Raw genomic sequence first — 16487 nt, 5'->3', positions numbered from 1 at the left:
CGTCCTCGCGCAGGCGGGGAGTCGTTTCCGGCAATGCCGGGAACGACAAATTAGCTAATGAATTGGACCCACGCTTGATCCTGCGCCGCCGTACCCAGACCGCCACCGCGCCCGACCCGGCGCTGCGCGGCACCCGCCCCTCCCCCATCGGCCTCGCCCTTGCCGCCATCGCCGGCGCGGCGAGCCTGTTCTCCTTCGAACCCTTCGGCTGGTGGCCGCTGCAGTTCCTCTGCCTGGCCTACTTCTTCTACCAGGTCGGCATGGGCAGCTCGACCCGCCGTGCGCTGTGGCTCGGCTGGGCTTTCGGCTTCGGCTGGTCGATTGGCGGCATGCACTGGCTGTATATCGCCCTGAACCGTTTCGGCGGCCTGGCCGCGCCGCTGTCGGCCGCCGCCATCGCCCTGCTCGGTCTCTACATGGGCCTGTTCGCAGCGTTCGCGGCAGGCGCCTCGAGCTGGTTGCGCAAGCGCTGGTCGCTGCCGGTGCCGGCCTTTTTGCTGCTGGTATTCCCGGTGCTGTGGGGCGTGTCGGAATGGATGCGCGGCTGGGTCTTCACCGGCTTTCCCTGGGCCGCTTCCGGCTATGCGCACAACACCGCGCCCCTCGCCGGTTTCGCGCCCATCCTCGGCGTCTACGGCATCGGCGTGCTGGTGGCCCTGTGCGCCTCCTGCCTGGTGATGCTGACCCAGCGCCGACGCCTGCCGGCGCTCGGCCTGGCGGCCGGCGTGCTGCTTGCCGGCTGGGGCCTCGGCCACGTGGAGTGGACCCATCCGGCCGGCCAGCCGATCAGCGTGCGCCTGCTGCAGGGGGACATCCGCCAGGACGAGAAATTCGCCTCCGCCTACCTGAACCAGATCCTGACGCGCTACCGCGACATGATCACGGCCGCGCCGGCCGACCTGATCGCCGCGCCGGAGACCGCCATTCCCGTGTTCCCGCAACAGCTGCCGCCGGACTACCTGGCCGGCTTTGGCGACTATGCGAAGCGCAGCAGCAGCTTCCTCATGTTCGGTATCCCGCTGGCCGACGGTCCCGACGCCTATGCCAACAGCGTGGCCGGCATCGGTCCGCAGGGCCAGACCTACCGCTACGACAAGCACCACCTGGTGCCTTTCGGCGAATTCATCCCGGCCGGCTTCCGCTGGTTCACGAACCTGATGAACATCCCGCTGGGCGACTTCACCCGCGGCCAGGCGGTGCAGGCGCCGTTTGCCGTGAAGGACCAGCTGGTGCTGCCCAACGTCTGCTACGAAGACGTGTTCGGCGAAGAGATCGCCAGGCAGCTGCGCGACGCCCCCCGTCCGGCCACGCTGCTGCTGAACGTGTCGAACCTGGCCTGGTATGGCGAGTCGGTGGCGATCCCGCAGCACCTGCAGATCTCGCGCATGCGCTCGCTCGAGACCGGGCGACCGATGCTGCGCGCGACGAACAACGGCGCCACCGCCATCATCGACGGCCGCGGCAATGTCCAGCAGGTGATTCCCTACTACCGCCAGGACGTCCTGACGGCCAGGGTGCAGGGCATGGCCGGCAGCACGCCGTATATCCGCTTCGGCAATCTGGCCTTCCTGGCGCTCGGCGCCCTGATGCTGCTGGGCGCCTGGCTGGCCGGACGTTCGCGCCGGATGCCGAAGAAAAGTGACCAAACCGCCGGCTGATTTCGCGATTCGTTTCGAGTCAGCCGTGAAAACCCGCTAAAATTGGCCTTTTAGCAAACTCACCGCGGTCGCGGCCAGCGTGCCCGACGCCGATATTTAGCTCCACGCCCAAAAATGCTTACATTCCAACAAATCATTTTGACCTTGCAAACCTACTGGGACAAGCAAGGTTGCGCCCTGCTCCAGCCGTACGACATGGAAGTCGGCGCGGGCACCTTCCATACCGGCACCTTCCTGCGCGCGATCGGCCCCGAGCCCTGGCGCGCCGCCTACGTGCAGCCTTCGCGCCGCCCGAAGGATGGCCGCTACGGCGAGAACCCGAACCGCCTGCAGCACTATTACCAGTACCAGGTGGTGCTCAAGCCCGCGCCTGAAAACATCCTCGACCTCTACCTCGGCTCGCTGGCCGCGCTGGGCCTGGACCTCAAGAAGAACGACGTCCGCTTCGTCGAGGACGACTGGGAAAGCCCGACCCTGGGCGCCTGGGGCCTGGGCTGGGAAGTCTGGCTGAACGGCATGGAGGTGACCCAGTTCACCTATTTCCAGCAGGTCGGCGGCCTCGATTGCAAGCCGGTGCTGGGCGAGATCACCTACGGCATCGAACGCCTGGCGATGTACCTGCAGGGCGTCGAGAACGTGTACGACCTGGTCTGGACCGAGTGGGAAGAAAACGGGGCGGCCGGCGAACCGGTAACCAAGCGCCTGTCCTACGGCGACGTCTTCCACCAGAACGAAGTCGAACAGTCGACCTACAACTTCGAGCACTCGAATACCGAACTGCTGTTCCAGGCCTTCAATAACCACGAGAGCGAGGCCAAGCGCCTGATCGAACTGGAGCTGACCCTGCCGGCCTACGAGCAGATCATGAAGGCGTCGCACAGCTTCAACCTGCTGGACGCGCGCGGTGCGATTTCCGTCACCGAACGCGCCGCCTACATCGGCCGCGTGCGCACGCTGTCGCGCATGGTCGCCCAGGCCTATCACGACTCGCGCGAGAAGCTCGGTTTCCCGATGCTGGGGGCCGCCGAGGCGCGAACTGGAAAAGATGTGAATGCCGAAGACGTCAAAGTCGGCTAAGCCCAGAACAAAGAATAGAAGACCATGAACCAGACCCTACTCGCTCAGACCTTGCTGATTGAGCTGCAGACCGAAGAGCTGCCGCCGAAGGCCCTCGTCAAACTGGGCGCCGCTTTTGCGAACGGCATCGCCAATGGCCTGAAGGCCCGCGACTTCCTCGACGCCGGAAGCGTCGTCACCGCCTATGCCACCCCGCGCCGCCTGGCCGTGTCGATCACGAACGTGCGCCCGACCTCGCCGGACAAGGCGATCCGCGAAAAAGTGCTGCCGGTTGCGGTGGCCCTGGACAAGGACGGCAAGCCGACCGCGCCGCTGGCCAAGAAGCTGGCCGCGCTGGGCTTCCCCGACCTGAAGATCGAAGACCTGGAACGCGCCCAGGACGGCAAGGCCGAGAGCTTCTTCTACAGCCATACCGCCCCGGGCAGCAAGCTGGCCGACGGCCTGCAGCCGGTGCTGGAGGAAACCGTCGCCAAGCTGCCGATCCCGAAGGTGATGAGCTACCAGCGGCCAAGCGGCGATACCGTGCAGTTCGTGCGCCCGGTCCACTCCCTGCTGGCCCTGCACGGCGAGGCCGTGGTGCCGCTGTCGCTGCTCGGCCTGGCCAGYGGCCGCGCCACCCTCGGCCACCGCTTCCTGTCGGACGGCCGGCCCTTCGACATCGCACACGCCGACCAGTACGCCGCCGTGCTGAAGGACCAGGGCAAGGTGGTCGCCAGCCCGGAAGACCGCAAGGACACCATCCGCACCCAGCTGCTGGCCAAGGCCGGCGGCGACCAGGTGCTGATGCCGGAATCGCTGCTGGACGAAGTGGCGGCCCTGGTCGAATGGCCGGTGGTCTACGAATGCCGCTTCGAGGACGTGTTCCTGTCGGTGCCGCAGGAATGCCTGATCCTGACCATGCAGACCAACCAGAAGTACTTCGCGCTGACGGACAGCGCCGGCAAGCTGCGCTCGCGCTTCCTGATCGTGTCCAATATCGAGACCGATGACCCGAGCGCCATCGTCGGCGGCAACGAGCGCGTGGTGCGCCCGCGCCTGTCGGACGCCAAGTTCTTCTTCGAGCAGGACAAGAAGAAGTCGCTGGAATCGCGCCTGCCGCTGCTGGCCAACGTGGTCTACCACAACAAGCTTGGCACCCAGGCCGAACGTACCCAGCGCGTCACCCGCCTGGCCGGCGCCATCGCGCGCCGCCTGGGCTACGACGTGCTGCTGTCCGAGCGCGGCGCCCAGCTGGCCAAGGCCGACCTGCTGACCGACATGGTCGGCGAGTTCCCGGAACTGCAGGGCATCATGGGTACCTATTACGCCCGCAACGACGGCGAGAACGAGGAAGTGGCGCTGGCCGCCTCCGAACACTACCAGCCGCGCTTCTCGGGCGACGCCCTGCCGTCGACGAATACCGGCCTGGCCGTGGCGCTGGCGGACAAGCTGGAAACCCTGGTCGGCATCTGGTCGATCGGCCTGCAGCCGACCGGCGAGAAGGATCCCTTCGCGCTGCGCCGCCACGCCCTGGGCGTGATGCGCATGTTGGTGGAGAAGCGCCTGCCGCTGGGTATCTCCGAGCTGCTGAAGGACGCCACCGGCGTGTTCGACTACATGGCGTCCTTCAAGGACCCGAGCGTGGAAGTCGGCGCCTTCATGCTGGACCGCCTGCGCGGCATGCTGCGCGACCGCGGCTTCTCGCCGAACGAGGTGGAAGCGGTGCTGGCCCAGAACCCGGACCGCGTCGACGACGTGGTGCAGCGCCTGGAAGCCGTGCAGGCCTTCGCCGCGCTGCCGGAAAGCGCTTCGCTGGCGGCCGCCAACAAGCGCATCACCAACATCCTCAAGAAGAACGAGGAAGCGCTGGCGCAAGCGGGTTCGGTCGACCCCGCCCTGCTGCAGGACGAGGCCGAGAAGCAGCTGTACGCCAGCGTGCAGCGCGTGCAGCCGGAAGTCGATGCCGCCTTCGCGCGCGGCGACTTCAGCGGCACGCTCAAGACCCTGGCCCAGCTGCGCGACGACGTCGACGCCTTCTTCAACGACGTGATGGTGATGGCCGAAGACGTCAAGCTGCGCAACAACCGCCTGGCCCTGCTGGCGATCCTGCACGGCATGATGAACCGCGTGGCCGACATCTCCAAACTGGCGGCATAGGCAAGACGCACCATGAAGCTGATCATTCTCGACCGGGACGGAGTCATCAACCACGACTCCCCCGAGTTCATCAAGTCGCCGGCCGAGTGGATCCCGATCCCGGGATCGCTCGAGGCGATCGCACGCCTGAACCAGGCCGGCTACCGCGTGGTGGTGGCCTCGAACCAGTCCGGCATCGCGCGCGAACTGTTCGACATCACCACCTTGAACGCCATCCACCAGAAGATGCACGCGGCGGCCCAGCTGGTCGGCGCCGACATCGACGCCATCTTCTTCTGCCCGCATGCGGCGATCGACAACTGCGACTGCCGCAAGCCGAAGGCCGGCATGTTCGAGGAGATCAGCAAGCGCTTCAAGCTCAGCCTGAAGGGCGTGCCGACCGTCGGCGACTCGCTGCGCGACCTGCAGGCCGGCTTCATCAGCGGCTGCTCTCCCTACCTGGTCCTGACCGGCAAGGGCGAGAAGACCTATGCCACCGGCGGCCTGCCGCCCGGCACCCAGGTCTTCCCGGACCTGGCGGCGATGGTCACCGCCTTCCTCAAGCAACCTGCCTCTAGCCCAGCAGCCGCCTGATCTGCTAAGCTGAGCTGAGCAACAACCATTGCCGATCCATCCGGAGACTGTTCCTTGCGTACTGCCATCCTGTTCCTGCGCTCCCTGTTGTTCACGATTGTCATGATCGTCGCCACCGTGGTCTGGGCCTGCGTCTGCTTCCTCGCCGCGCCCTTCAAGTACAACACGCGCTTCTGGGTGACCTCGCGCTGGAACGTCTTCGTCATCTGGCTCGCCAAGGTCCTGTGCGGCATCCGCTATGAATTCAAGGGCTACGACAACCTGCCGCAAGGCCCGGCGATCCTGCTGTCGAAGCACCAGTCGGCGTGGGAGACCATCTTCCTGCTGCCGAACATGACGCACCCGCTGGTGTTCGTCTTCAAGAAGGAAATCCTGTACATCCCCTTTTTCGGCTGGGCCATGGCGCTGCTGCGCATGATCCCGATCGACCGCAAGCGCGGCAAGCGCGCCTTCGCCGACGTGATCCGGCACGGCAAGCGCCGCCTGGCCGACGGCCAGTGGATCATCATGTTCCCGGAAGGGACCCGCATCCCGGTCGGCCAGAAAGGCCAGTACAAGAGCGGTGGCACGCGCCTGGCGATCGCCACCGGCGCCGTGGTCGTGCCGATCGCGCACAATTCGGGCGAATGCTGGCCCAAGAACTCGTTCATCAAGCGTCCGGGCCTGATCACGGTCTCGATTGGCAAGCCGATATCGCCGGAAAACCACACTCCCGACAGTCTGATGCAAGAGGTCGAAAATTGGATAGAATCGGAAATGCGCGTCATTTCGCCCCACGCCTACTGAGGTACCTGGACGAACTGGGCGAGCAGACCACAGCACCATCCAGAGTACCAACGCTGCAGCCCTCCATGACCTCCCCGAAGATCGACGCGACACAGCTCGAGCTGTTTGCGCAAGAATTTTTTGCGGCGCTCAAACCCGTCGCATCGCCACCGGCGGCTCCCAAGCCGCCGGTCCCGCTGTTCAAGGCGCCGCCCGCGCCGACGCGCACCCTGCCGATTCCGCCGGTTGGTCCGAACGACGGACCGCTGCGCAAGATCCAGCTCGGCTCCCACACCGTCCACTACCTGCTGCGCCGCTCGGCGCGGCGCTCCCACGGCTTCATGATCAGCGACGACGGCCTGCACGTGACCTCGCCGCGGCGTGCTCCGATGGACGACGTCGAACGCGCCATCCGCGCCAAGCAGAACTGGATCCTCACCAAGCTGTTCGAACGCAGCGAGCGGCGCAGCATGCGCGGGAAGCAGCCGCCGGTCGAATGGGTCGACGGCGCCTGCCTGCCCTACCTGGGCTTTGATGTCGTGCTGCGCCTGGAGCCGGCCGCACGCAGCCACTGCGTGTTCGATGCGGATTTGCGCGAGCTGCGCCTCAGTGTGACGCCGGGACTGGAGGAATGGCAGATCCGCGAACGGGTCAAGCTGTGGTTCCAGGACGAAGCCAGGAAGCTGTTCCGCGAACGCCTGGACCTGTATGCGCCGCGCGTCGGCGTGAGGTATAGCGCGTTCGCGCTGTCCTCGGCCGGCACGCGCTGGGGCTCGTGCACGGTGGCCGGCAACATCCGCCTGAACTGGAAGCTGATCCACTATCCGCTGGCGCTGCTGGATTACGTGGTGGTGCACGAACTGGCCCACCTGCGCGAGATGAACCACAGCCCGGCATTCTGGGCCGTGGTGGGCGACGTCTTCCCGGATTACGAGGGCGCCAAGGCGGGCCTCAGGAAGCGGTCGATCGAGATGCCGGTGCTGTTCCCGGAGTGAGCCGGGCTGGATGCCCGACTTACACCGACCCGCGCAACTGCAACTCACCCGCCGCGCGCGCCGCGGCGATTCCCTTCATCGCATCGACCTCTTTCGAGCTCAGGCAGCGGAAGGGAATCGGCAGCGTGCCGCGCTTGAGCACCATCATGAAGCCGTTCGTGTAAGTACGGATGCGCGCCACGTCGTCCCAGCCGATCAGCGTCACACCGGTATCGCTGGTGCGCACGATGCCGTGCTGGTCGATGGTGAACTCGTAGGTGCGGCGGCCGCGGCGCAGCAGCACGAAGTGGGTGGCGGCCGCCAGCGTGCTCTTGATGCGCAGGTAGAGGCCCATCGGCCGGCGGATGCGGCGGCGGCGGATCAGGTAGCCGCCGTGTTCCCACATGAAGCGTACATACTCCATCAGCGAGTAGCGGACCCAGAAATGCAGGCTGTAACGCGCTGCGGGTGGATGCACTACCGGAATCGGCGCCGGCGGCATTGCGTCGGCTCCAAGATCCCTCATTTCAGGCGCGTCCATGAGCGCGGCGCCGCCATCCACGTTGCCGCCCGCTCGCGCACGATTAGACCACAACATGTGCATCCCCTTTCGTTTACCAAGCTAAAGAGAATGGTAACAAAAGCTATGCAATAAGTTGTCGCAAGAGTTCAACAGTGCGCGCGGTCGCGCCACGATGGCGTCCGGCGAATGCCAGCGCCTGCTCGCCCATGCGCGCACGGGCGGCGCCGTCGCCCAGCAGGCGGGCGGCTTCGCTCATCAGCGCGCCGGCATCGGGCACACGCAGGGCCGCGCCGGCCCCGACGGCCTCATCCGTGGCCTGCAGGAAGTTGAAGGTGTGTTCGCCGACCAACACCGGTTTGCCGACGGCGCAGGCTTCGATCAGGTTCTGGCCGCCCAGCGGCATCAGGCTGCCGCCGATGAAGGCGCAGTCGCAGGCCGCGTAATAGGCGAACATCTCGCCCATCGAATCGCCCAGCAGCACGTCGGCATCGACGCGCTCGGGCAAGGCCGACCTGCGCGCCAGGCTCAGGCCGCGTTCCTCCACCATGCGCGCGACCTCGTCGAAGCGCTGCGGATGGCGCGGCACCAGCAGGAGCAGCATGCCCGGCGGCTTATTGGCCAGGTCAGCGGCCAGCGCGCGCCAGGCGTCGAGGATGAGCGCCTCCTCGCCTTCGCGGGTCGAGGCGCACAGCAGCACCGGACGCTCGACGAAGCGCGAACGCAGCATGGCGCCGGTCTGCAGCGCGCTTTCCGGCGGCACCACGTCGAACTTGATGCTGCCGGTGACGGCGACCTCGGGCGCGCCCAGCGAGGCGATGCGGGCCGCATCCGCCTCGGTCTGGGCCGCGGCCAGGGTGATGCCGCGCGCCGCTTCCATCATCAGTCCGCCAAACTGCTTCCCGCGCCGCAGCGAGCGTTCCGACAGGCGGGCGTTCACCAGCGCCACCGGCACCTCGTAGCGATCGCAGACGGCAACCAGGTTCGGCCACACTTCCGTCTCCATCAGGATGCAGATCGAGGGCTCGAAATGGCGCAGGAAGCGCCCGACCATGAAGCCGGTATCGTAGGGCAGGAAGGCCTGGACCACGCGGTCGCCGTGTTTGCCGAACAGCGCCTTGCCGGTGGCGCGCCCGGTCGGCGTCATGTGGGTCAGCAGGATGCGGCAGGCCGGCCATTCGCGCAGCAAAGCTTCGATCAGGGGCTCGGCGGCCCGGGTCTCGCCGACCGAGACCGCATGCACCATAATGGTGCGTTTCAGCTGCCGGTCGGGTCCTGGCTTGGGGCCGTAGAAGCCGAGGCGTTCGCCCAGGTGCTGGCGGTAGCCGGGCTCCCGGCGTCCGCGCCACCACAGGCGGCCCAGCACCAGCGGCAGCGCCAGCCACCACAGCAGGGAATACAGCAGTCTCATCGCGCTTGCTCCAGCAGGCGCCGCGCGGCGGCGATGACCTCGTCGCTGGAGGGCGGCCGGCCGGTATCGCCGAGATTCACGATGCGCGGCGACCAGTTGCCCTCGGTCTTCCAGCGCGGCGAATCGCAGTAGATCTCGACCGTCGGCCGGACGAAAGCGGCGGCGATGTGGGTCAGGCCGGTATCGACGCCGACCGCCAGCGCCGCGTGGCGGGCCAGCTCGACCGCGTCCATCATCGACAGCTTCGGCAGCACGCGCGCATTCGGCAGCGCGGCGGCCAGGCGCTCGGCTTCTTCCTTCTCCTTCGGCGAGCCCCAGGGCAGCAGAATCGTCATGGGCGCCAGCGCCTGGCCCAGCGCGATCCAGTTGGCAGGCGCCCACTTCTTGGCATCGCGCGCGGTGCCATGGAAGAACACGGCGTAATCCGCGGCCGGCATCCAGTCCGGACGCCGGCTTGGGTCGGGCGCGGGCAGGCCGAAGTCGGGCGGGGTGTCGGCCGCATAGCCGAGGCTTGCTGCGGCGATTTCGCGGCCGCGCTGGACCGCATGGGTGCGCAGCGCCACCGGAATGCTGCGGGTATGGAAGATGCGCGAGGCGCCCTCGTAGCCGGAATCCTCGGTGCCGTTCGCCATGCCGATCTTCTGGCCGCCGCGGCCCACCCGCGCGGCCGCCATCACGAGGCCGGTCTTGATCAGGCCTTGGGTATCGAACACGTAGTCGTACTGTTCCGCGCGCAGGTCGCGGAAGAAGGCGCGCACTTCGGCGCGCACGGCCTTGTCCTTCAAGCCCTTTTTCCAGCGCCGCAGCGCGAACGGGATCACCTTGCGCACATGCGGGTTCAGGCGCACCAGGCTGACATAGCCCTCTTCCACCACCCAGTCGATCTGGGCGTCCGGATGGTGGCGCAGGATGTCGGCCACCATCGGCAGGTTGTGCAGGACGTCGCCGAGGGACGACACCCGCACCAGCAGGATCTTCAACTTGGACTCGCTCAGAACGGCAGTTTGGCGTCGGGCTTGGCGGCCAGGATCACGCGCGCGAATTCCTTCTGGATGCGCGCCAGGGCTTCCGGGGTTTCGCCTTCGAAGCGCAGCACCACCACCGGGGTCGTGTTCGAGCCGCGCGCCAGGCCGAAGCCGTCGGCATACTCGACGCGCAGGCCGTCGATGTCGACCACCTGCTGCGCGCCCGGGAATTGCGCCTCCTTGCGCAGCTTCTCGATCAGCGCGAAATTCTCGCCTTCCTGCAGGTGCAGGTGCAGTTCCGGCGTGCTGCTGGCCTTCGGCAGCGCGTTCAGCACGGCGGACGGATCGGCCGAGCGGGTCAGGATCTCGAGCAGGCGCGCGCCGGTATAGAGGCCGTCGTCGAAGCCGAACCAGCGGTCCTTCCAGAAGATGTGGCCGCTCATCTCGCCGCCCAGCGGGGCGCCGGTTTCCTTCAGCTTGGCCTTGACCAGCGAGTGGCCGGTCTTCCACATCAGCGGGCGGCCGCCGTGCTGGGCGATCCAGGGGCCGAGGTGGCGCGTGCACTTGACGTCGTAGAGGATCTCGGCGCCCGGGTTGCGCGACAGGACGTCGGCCGAGAACAGCATCATCTGGCGGTCCGGGAAGATGATCTGGCCATCCTTGGTCACCACGCCGAGGCGGTCGCCGTCGCCGTCGAAGGCCAGGCCGATCTCGGCGTCGCCGTCGCGCACCGCGGCGATCAGGTCTTCCAGGTTTTCCGGATGCGCCGGGTCCGGATGGTGGTTCGGGAAGTGGCCGTCGACCTCGCAGAACAGTTCCGTCACCTCGCAGCCCATCGCGCGATACAGCTCGCCGACGAAGGCGCCGGCCACGCCGTTGCCGGCATCGACCGCGATCTTGATCGGACGGGCGATCCTGACGTCGCCGGCGATGCGCTGGATGTATTCATCCTTGATATCGTGGGTGGCATAGGCGCCCTGGCTTGCTGCCGGCTTGAAATCGCCGCGCTCGATGGACTGGTAGAGGGCCTGGATGGCGTCGCCGTAGATTGCTTCGCCGGCCAGCACCATCTTGAAGCCGTTGTAATCCGGCGGGTTGTGGCTGCCGGTGACCATGATGCCGCTGTGCGCGTCCAGCACATTGGTGGCGAAGTACACCATCGGGGTGGCGACCATGCCGAGGTCGATCACGTCGACGCCCGCTTCGCGCAGGCCCTCGGCCAATGCCGCCGCCAATGCGAGGCCGGACAGGCGGCCGTCGCGGCCGATCACGACCTTGCGCTCTCCCTTGGCCAGCGCTGCCGCGCCGAAGGCCTGCCCGATCTTCCTTGCGATGCCTGCGTCGAGCGTGCTATCGAGCACGCCGCGGATGTCGTATGCCTTGAAGATCGTTTTCGAGAGAGGGACCATTGCCTATACCTTGATGGAAAAAGAGCTTCATTGTAATGGCAAGCACGAGGCTTGGGAACGATGCGTCCCTGGTGTGCGGCGGCAAATCGGAAGTGTAACGCGGGGAGTGTAAAGCGGGAGATGTAATGCGGGAGGTGTAATGCGGGGATACGGCAGAAATGATCGGCAATCGGAATCGACGCCGGAAATCCGCCGCCGCTGATCAGGCGGCGGCGAGCGCGGAATTCGGATCAGACGCGCAGTTTGTCCAGCGATTTACCGCCTTCGACCCATTCCTTCACCCATTTCGGCTGACGGCCACGGCCGGTCCACTGCTGGGATTCATTGTCCGGATTACGATAACGAACGGCGACCGAGCCCGTACCCGATTTGGCGCCGGCCTTGGCGCCGCGGCCACCAGTGGCGATCAGGTCTTTCAGGGGAACGCCAACGCTTTGCGCGATCGCAATGATCTGTTCGCGAGCTTTTTGTACTTCCTGCTGTTCACGCTGTTTCATTTCCTGCTTGATCTGCTCCTGCAGGTTACGCAAATCGCCCAAGGACATATTAGACAGATCCATCATCGTTCCTTTATCAATGTTAAGTTGAAACAGATTTTATCGAAATCTCACCAATTGTCGCAATATACACCATTTGCAATAATCTGTTAGTTCTTTTTGTTCCAAATCAGCCAGCGCGGGGACTTGAATCGAACAATACGCGCGTACAACCAAACGTAACTGATAATGAACAACAAACAGAAGAATATCAGGGCGCCTGTATTCCGCCAGAACACGGTTGCCGGAATAACCGCAGTCAATGAAAACAGCCACAGGTAAGGAGAAGTACGGGCGTTTCTTTTCATGAGTGCGCGCGCTTCCTTGCGACCGACCGTCCATTGAACGATGCGCCGGAAAATCAGGCTATGCAGGTGAATACCGTCTGGCATTGCGGGAGATTTTCCCCGTACAAACATGCGCCTATAGGCAGAAAACAGGGTTTCGAAAGCCGGATAAATCAACAGTAACGCCGCATACCAGGTCGACACCGAGGGATTGCGCATCACCAGCAGCAGGGCCAGTTCGCCCAGCATGAAACCGATGAAGTAGGCGCCGCCGTCACCGAGGAAGATCAGGCCGACCGGATAATTCCAGATGAGGAAACCCGCGGTCGCGCCGGCCACCGTCAGCGCCGCCACCACGATGAACATGTCGCCCACCTGCATGGCGACATACGCCAGCGATACCAGCATGAATATCGTGACCACGCTGGCCAAGCCATTGAAGCCGTCGATGATATTCACCGCATTCGCGATCCCGGCCACCGCCAGCACCGTCAGCGGCAGCACGATCCATGGCGAGAGCAGGCTCCAGCTCATGAACGGCATATCCAGCCGCGCGATTTTCGCGTCCAGTACCAGATATCCGAACAGGGCCGCGATCATGGTTAATACCAGTCGCCGCGACGGCCTCACCTTGCCGGTATAGTCTTCGACGATTCCGCCGGCGAAGGCGATCGAGGAGCACACCAGCAGCGCCAGCAGCCAATAACCGAGGGAGGGCTGGCGCCATACCGAAATGCCCGCACTGATGGCAACCGCCAGGAAAATCGGCAGGCCGCCGATCCTCGCCACGTCGTGCAAATGGACCTTCTGGACACCGCTGAAATTGTTGTCGAGCGCAGGTCCATGCAATTTCGAATGCTTGATGACCAGCAGGGTCAGCAGTGCAGAGGAGACAAAGCTCACAAGGAATGAAAACATTTATTATTCTTCAAATGCAATAGCCGACCAGGCAATCCGCATGCAAGCCGCGCACCGGGCCCGAATATTGTGCTGGCTTCCGCTTCCTTACACCTATTCGATGCAGGCTGCGGCAAAACGCCATTGTACTGGATTAAGCGAAGCGTCCCGGAACCGAGCAGTTTACGCGCGCATGTCCTGTTCCGATTGACGGAGATCGGTATTTTCCCCGGCACCGCCAGGCAGCGGTCGACTAGTTACATTTAGAAATGAACTCATGACGGCCCTGCATCAATTCGTCCAAATACATTAGTATGGCTTCATGATGAAAACTTATGTGATTGGCGACCTGCAGGGTTGCGCCCATGAAGCCGGCCTGCTCCTGGAACGTATTGCCGCCGATGCGCACTCGATGGAGGAAGCGCGCGTTCTTTTCGTCGGCGACTTGATCAACCGCGGTCCGGAATCGCTGACTGCGCTGCGGCGCATGAAGACGCTGTCCGAAGCCAGCGGCGGCAGGGTCGAGGCCCTGCTCGGCAACCACGACCTGCACCTGCTGGCAGTGGCGGCCGGAGTCCAGAAGACCAGCCGCTCGGATACCCTGGACGAGATCCTGGCCGCGCCCGACCGCGACGAACTGATCGCCTGGCTGCGCCGGCGCCCGCTGGCGATGTTCGTCGATGCGCATTTGCTGGTCCACGCCGGCGTGCCGCCGCAATGGACTGCGGAGCAGACCATGCGGCTGGCGGCCGAGGTCGAGGCGGTGCTGCGCGGCGACGGCTGGACCGACTTCCTGGCGCAAATGTACGGCAACGAACCGGACCGCTGGGACGAGGCGCTGACCGGCATCGACCGCCTGCGCTGCATCGTCAACGCCCTCACCCGCATGCGCCTGTGCGACCCAAGCGGCCGCATGGACTTCCAGCACAAGGAAAGCGACAAGGGACCGGACGGTTCGGACCTGCTGCCCTGGTTCGACGTGCCGGGCCGCCGCACCGCCGACGTCACCGTGGTGTTCGGCCACTGGTCGGCGCTGGGCCTGGTGCTGCGTCCGAATCTGGTGGGCCTGGACAGCGGTTGCGTGTGGGGTGGGAAGCTGACTGCGGTGTGCCTGGATGACCGGACTTTGCTGCAGGTGGATTGTCCCGCGTATCGGGAGCATAGCGGTAAAAAATGAAGCCTTCGCTGGCTCCTGCACGTCACCCCCGCGAAAGGGGAATGACGTTCTATTTCTCGACTACCGCCACCCCAAGCGAACCCGCAATCGCATCATGCGCCGCCCGCGCAAGCTCGCGCCGGTGCGCCCCCTGCGTCTCGATCGGCGCCAGGCAAGCCAGCCGCGCCCGCACCGGCTCGCCGCCCAGGATGCGGAAGATACTGTCCACGAACGTGGTCTCACCGGTGTAGTCCACGGCGGGATGCCAGTCACCGCCCGCGTCGAGGTAGGACAGCGCCACCGGCTGCACCGGGACCCGGGCGTCGATCGCCGCTTCGAACAGGTTGGCGTGAAAAGGCAGCAGGCTGCCCTGGCTGGCCGTGGTCCCTTCCGGGAAGAAGGCCACCCGCTGGTGCTGGGCCAGCGCGTCCACCAGTCCCTTGAAGATGTGGCGCAGGTCGCGCCGGTTGCCACGCGCGATGAACACGGTGCCGGCCTGCGCGACCAGCCAGCCGACCACCGGCCAGGCGCGGATCTCGGCCTTGGCCACGAAGCGGCAGGGGTGCAGGGAATTGATGACGAAGATGTCGAGCCAGGAGATGTGGTTCGACACGATCAGGGCGTGCCGCAGCGGCATGCCCTCTCCGCCCCGCTCGAGCTCCACCCGGCAGATGCCCAGCAGGCGCGCCGACCAGTGCCGCACCAGGCGCTCGCGCAGCGGCGCGCCGGCCCAGGGGAACGCCAGCGCGCAGGTAAGCAGGCCTTGCAACAGATGGAGTACGATGCGCGCGAGGCGCCACGCGAGCCGGATCTTCACACCGTGGGGGCGCTGCTCAACGCTCCCAGGCAAGGTGGCCGGCGACGACGGTCGCCTTTACCTGGCCGGAGAGCTCGTAGCCGAGGAAAGGCGTGTGCTTGCCCTGGCTGGCCAGCGCCGACGGCGCAACCAGCCAGCGCGCCTGCGGATCGAACAGCACCACGTCGGCGCTGGCGCCGACCGACAGCGTGCCCGCCGACAGGCCGGCCGTGCGCGCCGGATCGGCGGTGATCTTGCGGATCGCCCGGGGCAGCGCATCGGCCTGGCCGTGCTGCTCTTCGGCCCACTTCAGCATCAGCGACAGCAGCAGTTCCAGGCCGGTGGCGCCGGGCGAGGCTTCGGCGAAGGGCAGCAGCTTCTCGTCGTCGTCGACCGGGGTGTGGTCGGAGCAGACGGCATCGATGGTGCCGTCCAGCAGTGCGGCGCGGATCGCCTCGCGGTCGCGCTGGCTGCGCAGCGGCGGGGTCAGGCGCGCGTTCGGGTCGAAGAAGCCGATGTCGGCATCGGTCATGTGCAGGTGGTGCACGCCGACGTCGCAGGTGACCGGCAGGCCTTCCCGCTTGGCCGCGCGGATCAGGTCCAGCGCCGCGGCGGACGAGATGCGGCACAGGTGCACGCGTGCGCCGGTCGCGCGCATCAGTTCGAAGATGGTGTGCAGGGCGATGGTCTCGGACATCACCGGCACGCCGGACAGGCCCATGCGCGAGGCCAGCGGGCCGGCGTGGGCGATGCCGCCGCGGCCGATGTGCGGGTCCTGCGGACGCAGCCAGACCGTGTAGCCGAAGGTCTTGGCGTACTGCAGGGCGCGCAGCAGCACCGTGGTGTCCTCGATCGGCTCCTCGGCCTGGGCAAAGCCGATGCAGCCGGCCTCGGTCAGCTCGGCCATCTCGGTCAGGGCCTTGCCCTTCAGGCCGACGGTCAGCGCGCCGAGCGGATGCACATTGGCCTGGTTCAGGATGCGCGCGCGGTGCTTGAGCATCTCGACCAGGCCCGGCTCGTCGAGCACCGGGTCGGTGTCCGGCGGGCAGACCAGGGTGGTCACGCCGCCCTGCACCGCCGCCTGCATTTCCGATTCCAGCGTCGCCTTGTATTCGTAGCCTGGCTCGCGCAGGCGCGCGGACAGGTCCACCAGGCCGGGCGCCACCACCAGGCCGCCGGCGTCGATGGTGCGCTCGGCGGCAAAGCCTTCCGGCGCGCTGCCCACGGCGGCGATCTTGCCGTCGGCGATGAAAAGGTCCTGTACGGCGTCGATGCCGTTTGCCGGGTCGATCACCCGGCCGTTCTTGATATGTAGTTTCATGCCCGA

General features: G+C 65.9%; 15 protein-coding genes. 7 read left to right on the top strand and 8 right to left on the bottom strand.

Translation table 11 applies throughout. The features are described 5' to 3' along the window. Window positions 1-74 precede the first annotated feature (74 nt). From lnt to AC1DIX_RS01280, 6 genes are all read left to right on the top strand, one after another. Entirely contained in the window at window positions 75-1658 is a 1584-nt protein-coding gene (gene lnt / locus AC1DIX_RS01305) for an apolipoprotein N-acyltransferase (protein ID WP_477321402.1), read from the top strand. Window positions 1659-1772: 114 nt separating this feature from the next. Next, a complete protein-coding gene (gene glyQ / locus AC1DIX_RS01300) occupies window positions 1773-2735 on the top strand; it encodes a glycine--tRNA ligase subunit alpha (protein WP_441934700.1) in 963 nt (320 codons plus the stop codon). A gap of 24 nt (window positions 2736-2759) precedes the next feature. Further along, window positions 2760-4871: a glycine--tRNA ligase subunit beta gene (gene glyS, locus AC1DIX_RS01295; RefSeq protein WP_477321400.1), complete on the top strand. Its 2112-nt coding sequence runs from the start codon at window positions 2760-2762 to the stop codon at window positions 4869-4871. A gap of 12 nt (window positions 4872-4883) precedes the next feature. Then, window positions 4884-5444 (top strand): D-glycero-beta-D-manno-heptose 1,7-bisphosphate 7-phosphatase, encoded by a 561-nt coding sequence (gene gmhB, locus AC1DIX_RS01290; protein ID WP_477321398.1) that lies wholly within the window; start codon window positions 4884-4886, stop codon window positions 5442-5444. 54 nt (window positions 5445-5498) lie between these two features. After that, a complete protein-coding gene (locus AC1DIX_RS01285; RefSeq protein ID WP_441934697.1) occupies window positions 5499-6230 on the top strand; it encodes a lysophospholipid acyltransferase family protein in 732 nt (243 codons plus the stop codon). A gap of 65 nt (window positions 6231-6295) precedes the next feature. After that, a complete protein-coding gene (locus tag AC1DIX_RS01280; protein ID WP_477321396.1) occupies window positions 6296-7204 on the top strand; it encodes a M48 family metallopeptidase in 909 nt (302 codons plus the stop codon). Between the two features lie 19 nt (window positions 7205-7223). On the opposite strand, the gene AC1DIX_RS01275 is transcribed toward AC1DIX_RS01280, so the two are convergent. From AC1DIX_RS01275 to AC1DIX_RS01250, 6 genes are all read right to left on the bottom strand, one after another. Continuing rightward, window positions 7224-7709 (bottom strand): YcxB family protein, encoded by a 486-nt coding sequence (locus AC1DIX_RS01275; protein WP_441934695.1) that lies wholly within the window; start codon window positions 7707-7709, stop codon window positions 7224-7226. 118 nt (window positions 7710-7827) lie between these two features. Continuing rightward, window positions 7828-9114, bottom strand: coding sequence for a lipid IV(A) 3-deoxy-D-manno-octulosonic acid transferase (waaA, locus tag AC1DIX_RS01270; protein WP_477321394.1), 1287 nt, complete (start codon window positions 9112-9114; stop codon window positions 7828-7830). Beyond that, window positions 9111-10094: a lipopolysaccharide heptosyltransferase I gene (gene waaC, locus AC1DIX_RS01265; protein ID WP_477250808.1), complete on the bottom strand. Its 984-nt coding sequence runs from the start codon at window positions 10092-10094 to the stop codon at window positions 9111-9113. Before waaC ends, waaA begins: the two co-directional genes overlap by 4 nt. Before the next feature lie 11 nt (window positions 10095-10105). Beyond that, window positions 10106-11488: a phosphomannomutase/phosphoglucomutase gene (locus AC1DIX_RS01260; protein ID WP_477321392.1), complete on the bottom strand. Its 1383-nt coding sequence runs from the start codon at window positions 11486-11488 to the stop codon at window positions 10106-10108. Window positions 11489-11718: 230 nt separating this feature from the next. After that, a complete protein-coding gene (locus AC1DIX_RS01255) occupies window positions 11719-12048 on the bottom strand; it encodes an H-NS histone family protein (protein WP_441934840.1) in 330 nt (109 codons plus the stop codon). Between the two features lie 86 nt (window positions 12049-12134). Beyond that, a complete protein-coding gene (locus tag AC1DIX_RS01250; RefSeq protein WP_441934691.1) occupies window positions 12135-13229 on the bottom strand; it encodes an MraY family glycosyltransferase in 1095 nt (364 codons plus the stop codon). Window positions 13230-13533: 304 nt separating this feature from the next. Between AC1DIX_RS01250 and AC1DIX_RS01245 the strand changes: the two genes are divergently transcribed. Then, window positions 13534-14385 carry a symmetrical bis(5'-nucleosyl)-tetraphosphatase gene (locus AC1DIX_RS01245; RefSeq protein WP_441934839.1) on the top strand — a complete coding sequence of 284 codons (852 nt, stop codon included), beginning with the start codon at window positions 13534-13536 and terminating at the stop codon, window positions 14383-14385. Between the two features lie 49 nt (window positions 14386-14434). Here AC1DIX_RS01245 and AC1DIX_RS01240 read toward each other — a convergent pair whose 3' ends face one another. Continuing rightward, window positions 14435-15181, bottom strand: a complete 747-nt coding sequence (locus AC1DIX_RS01240; RefSeq protein ID WP_477321587.1) for a lysophospholipid acyltransferase family protein — start codon at window positions 15179-15181, stop codon at window positions 14435-14437. Between the two features lie 16 nt (window positions 15182-15197). Further along, a complete protein-coding gene (locus AC1DIX_RS01235) occupies window positions 15198-16481 on the bottom strand; it encodes a dihydroorotase (RefSeq protein WP_477321390.1) in 1284 nt (427 codons plus the stop codon). Between the last annotated feature and the right edge of the window lie 6 nt (window positions 16482-16487).

The sequence above is a fragment of the Massilia sp. 05N420 genome (assembly GCF_056397205.1).
Note: the sequence above shows the minus strand (reverse complement) of the source record. Positions and strands in the feature narration are given on the sequence as shown.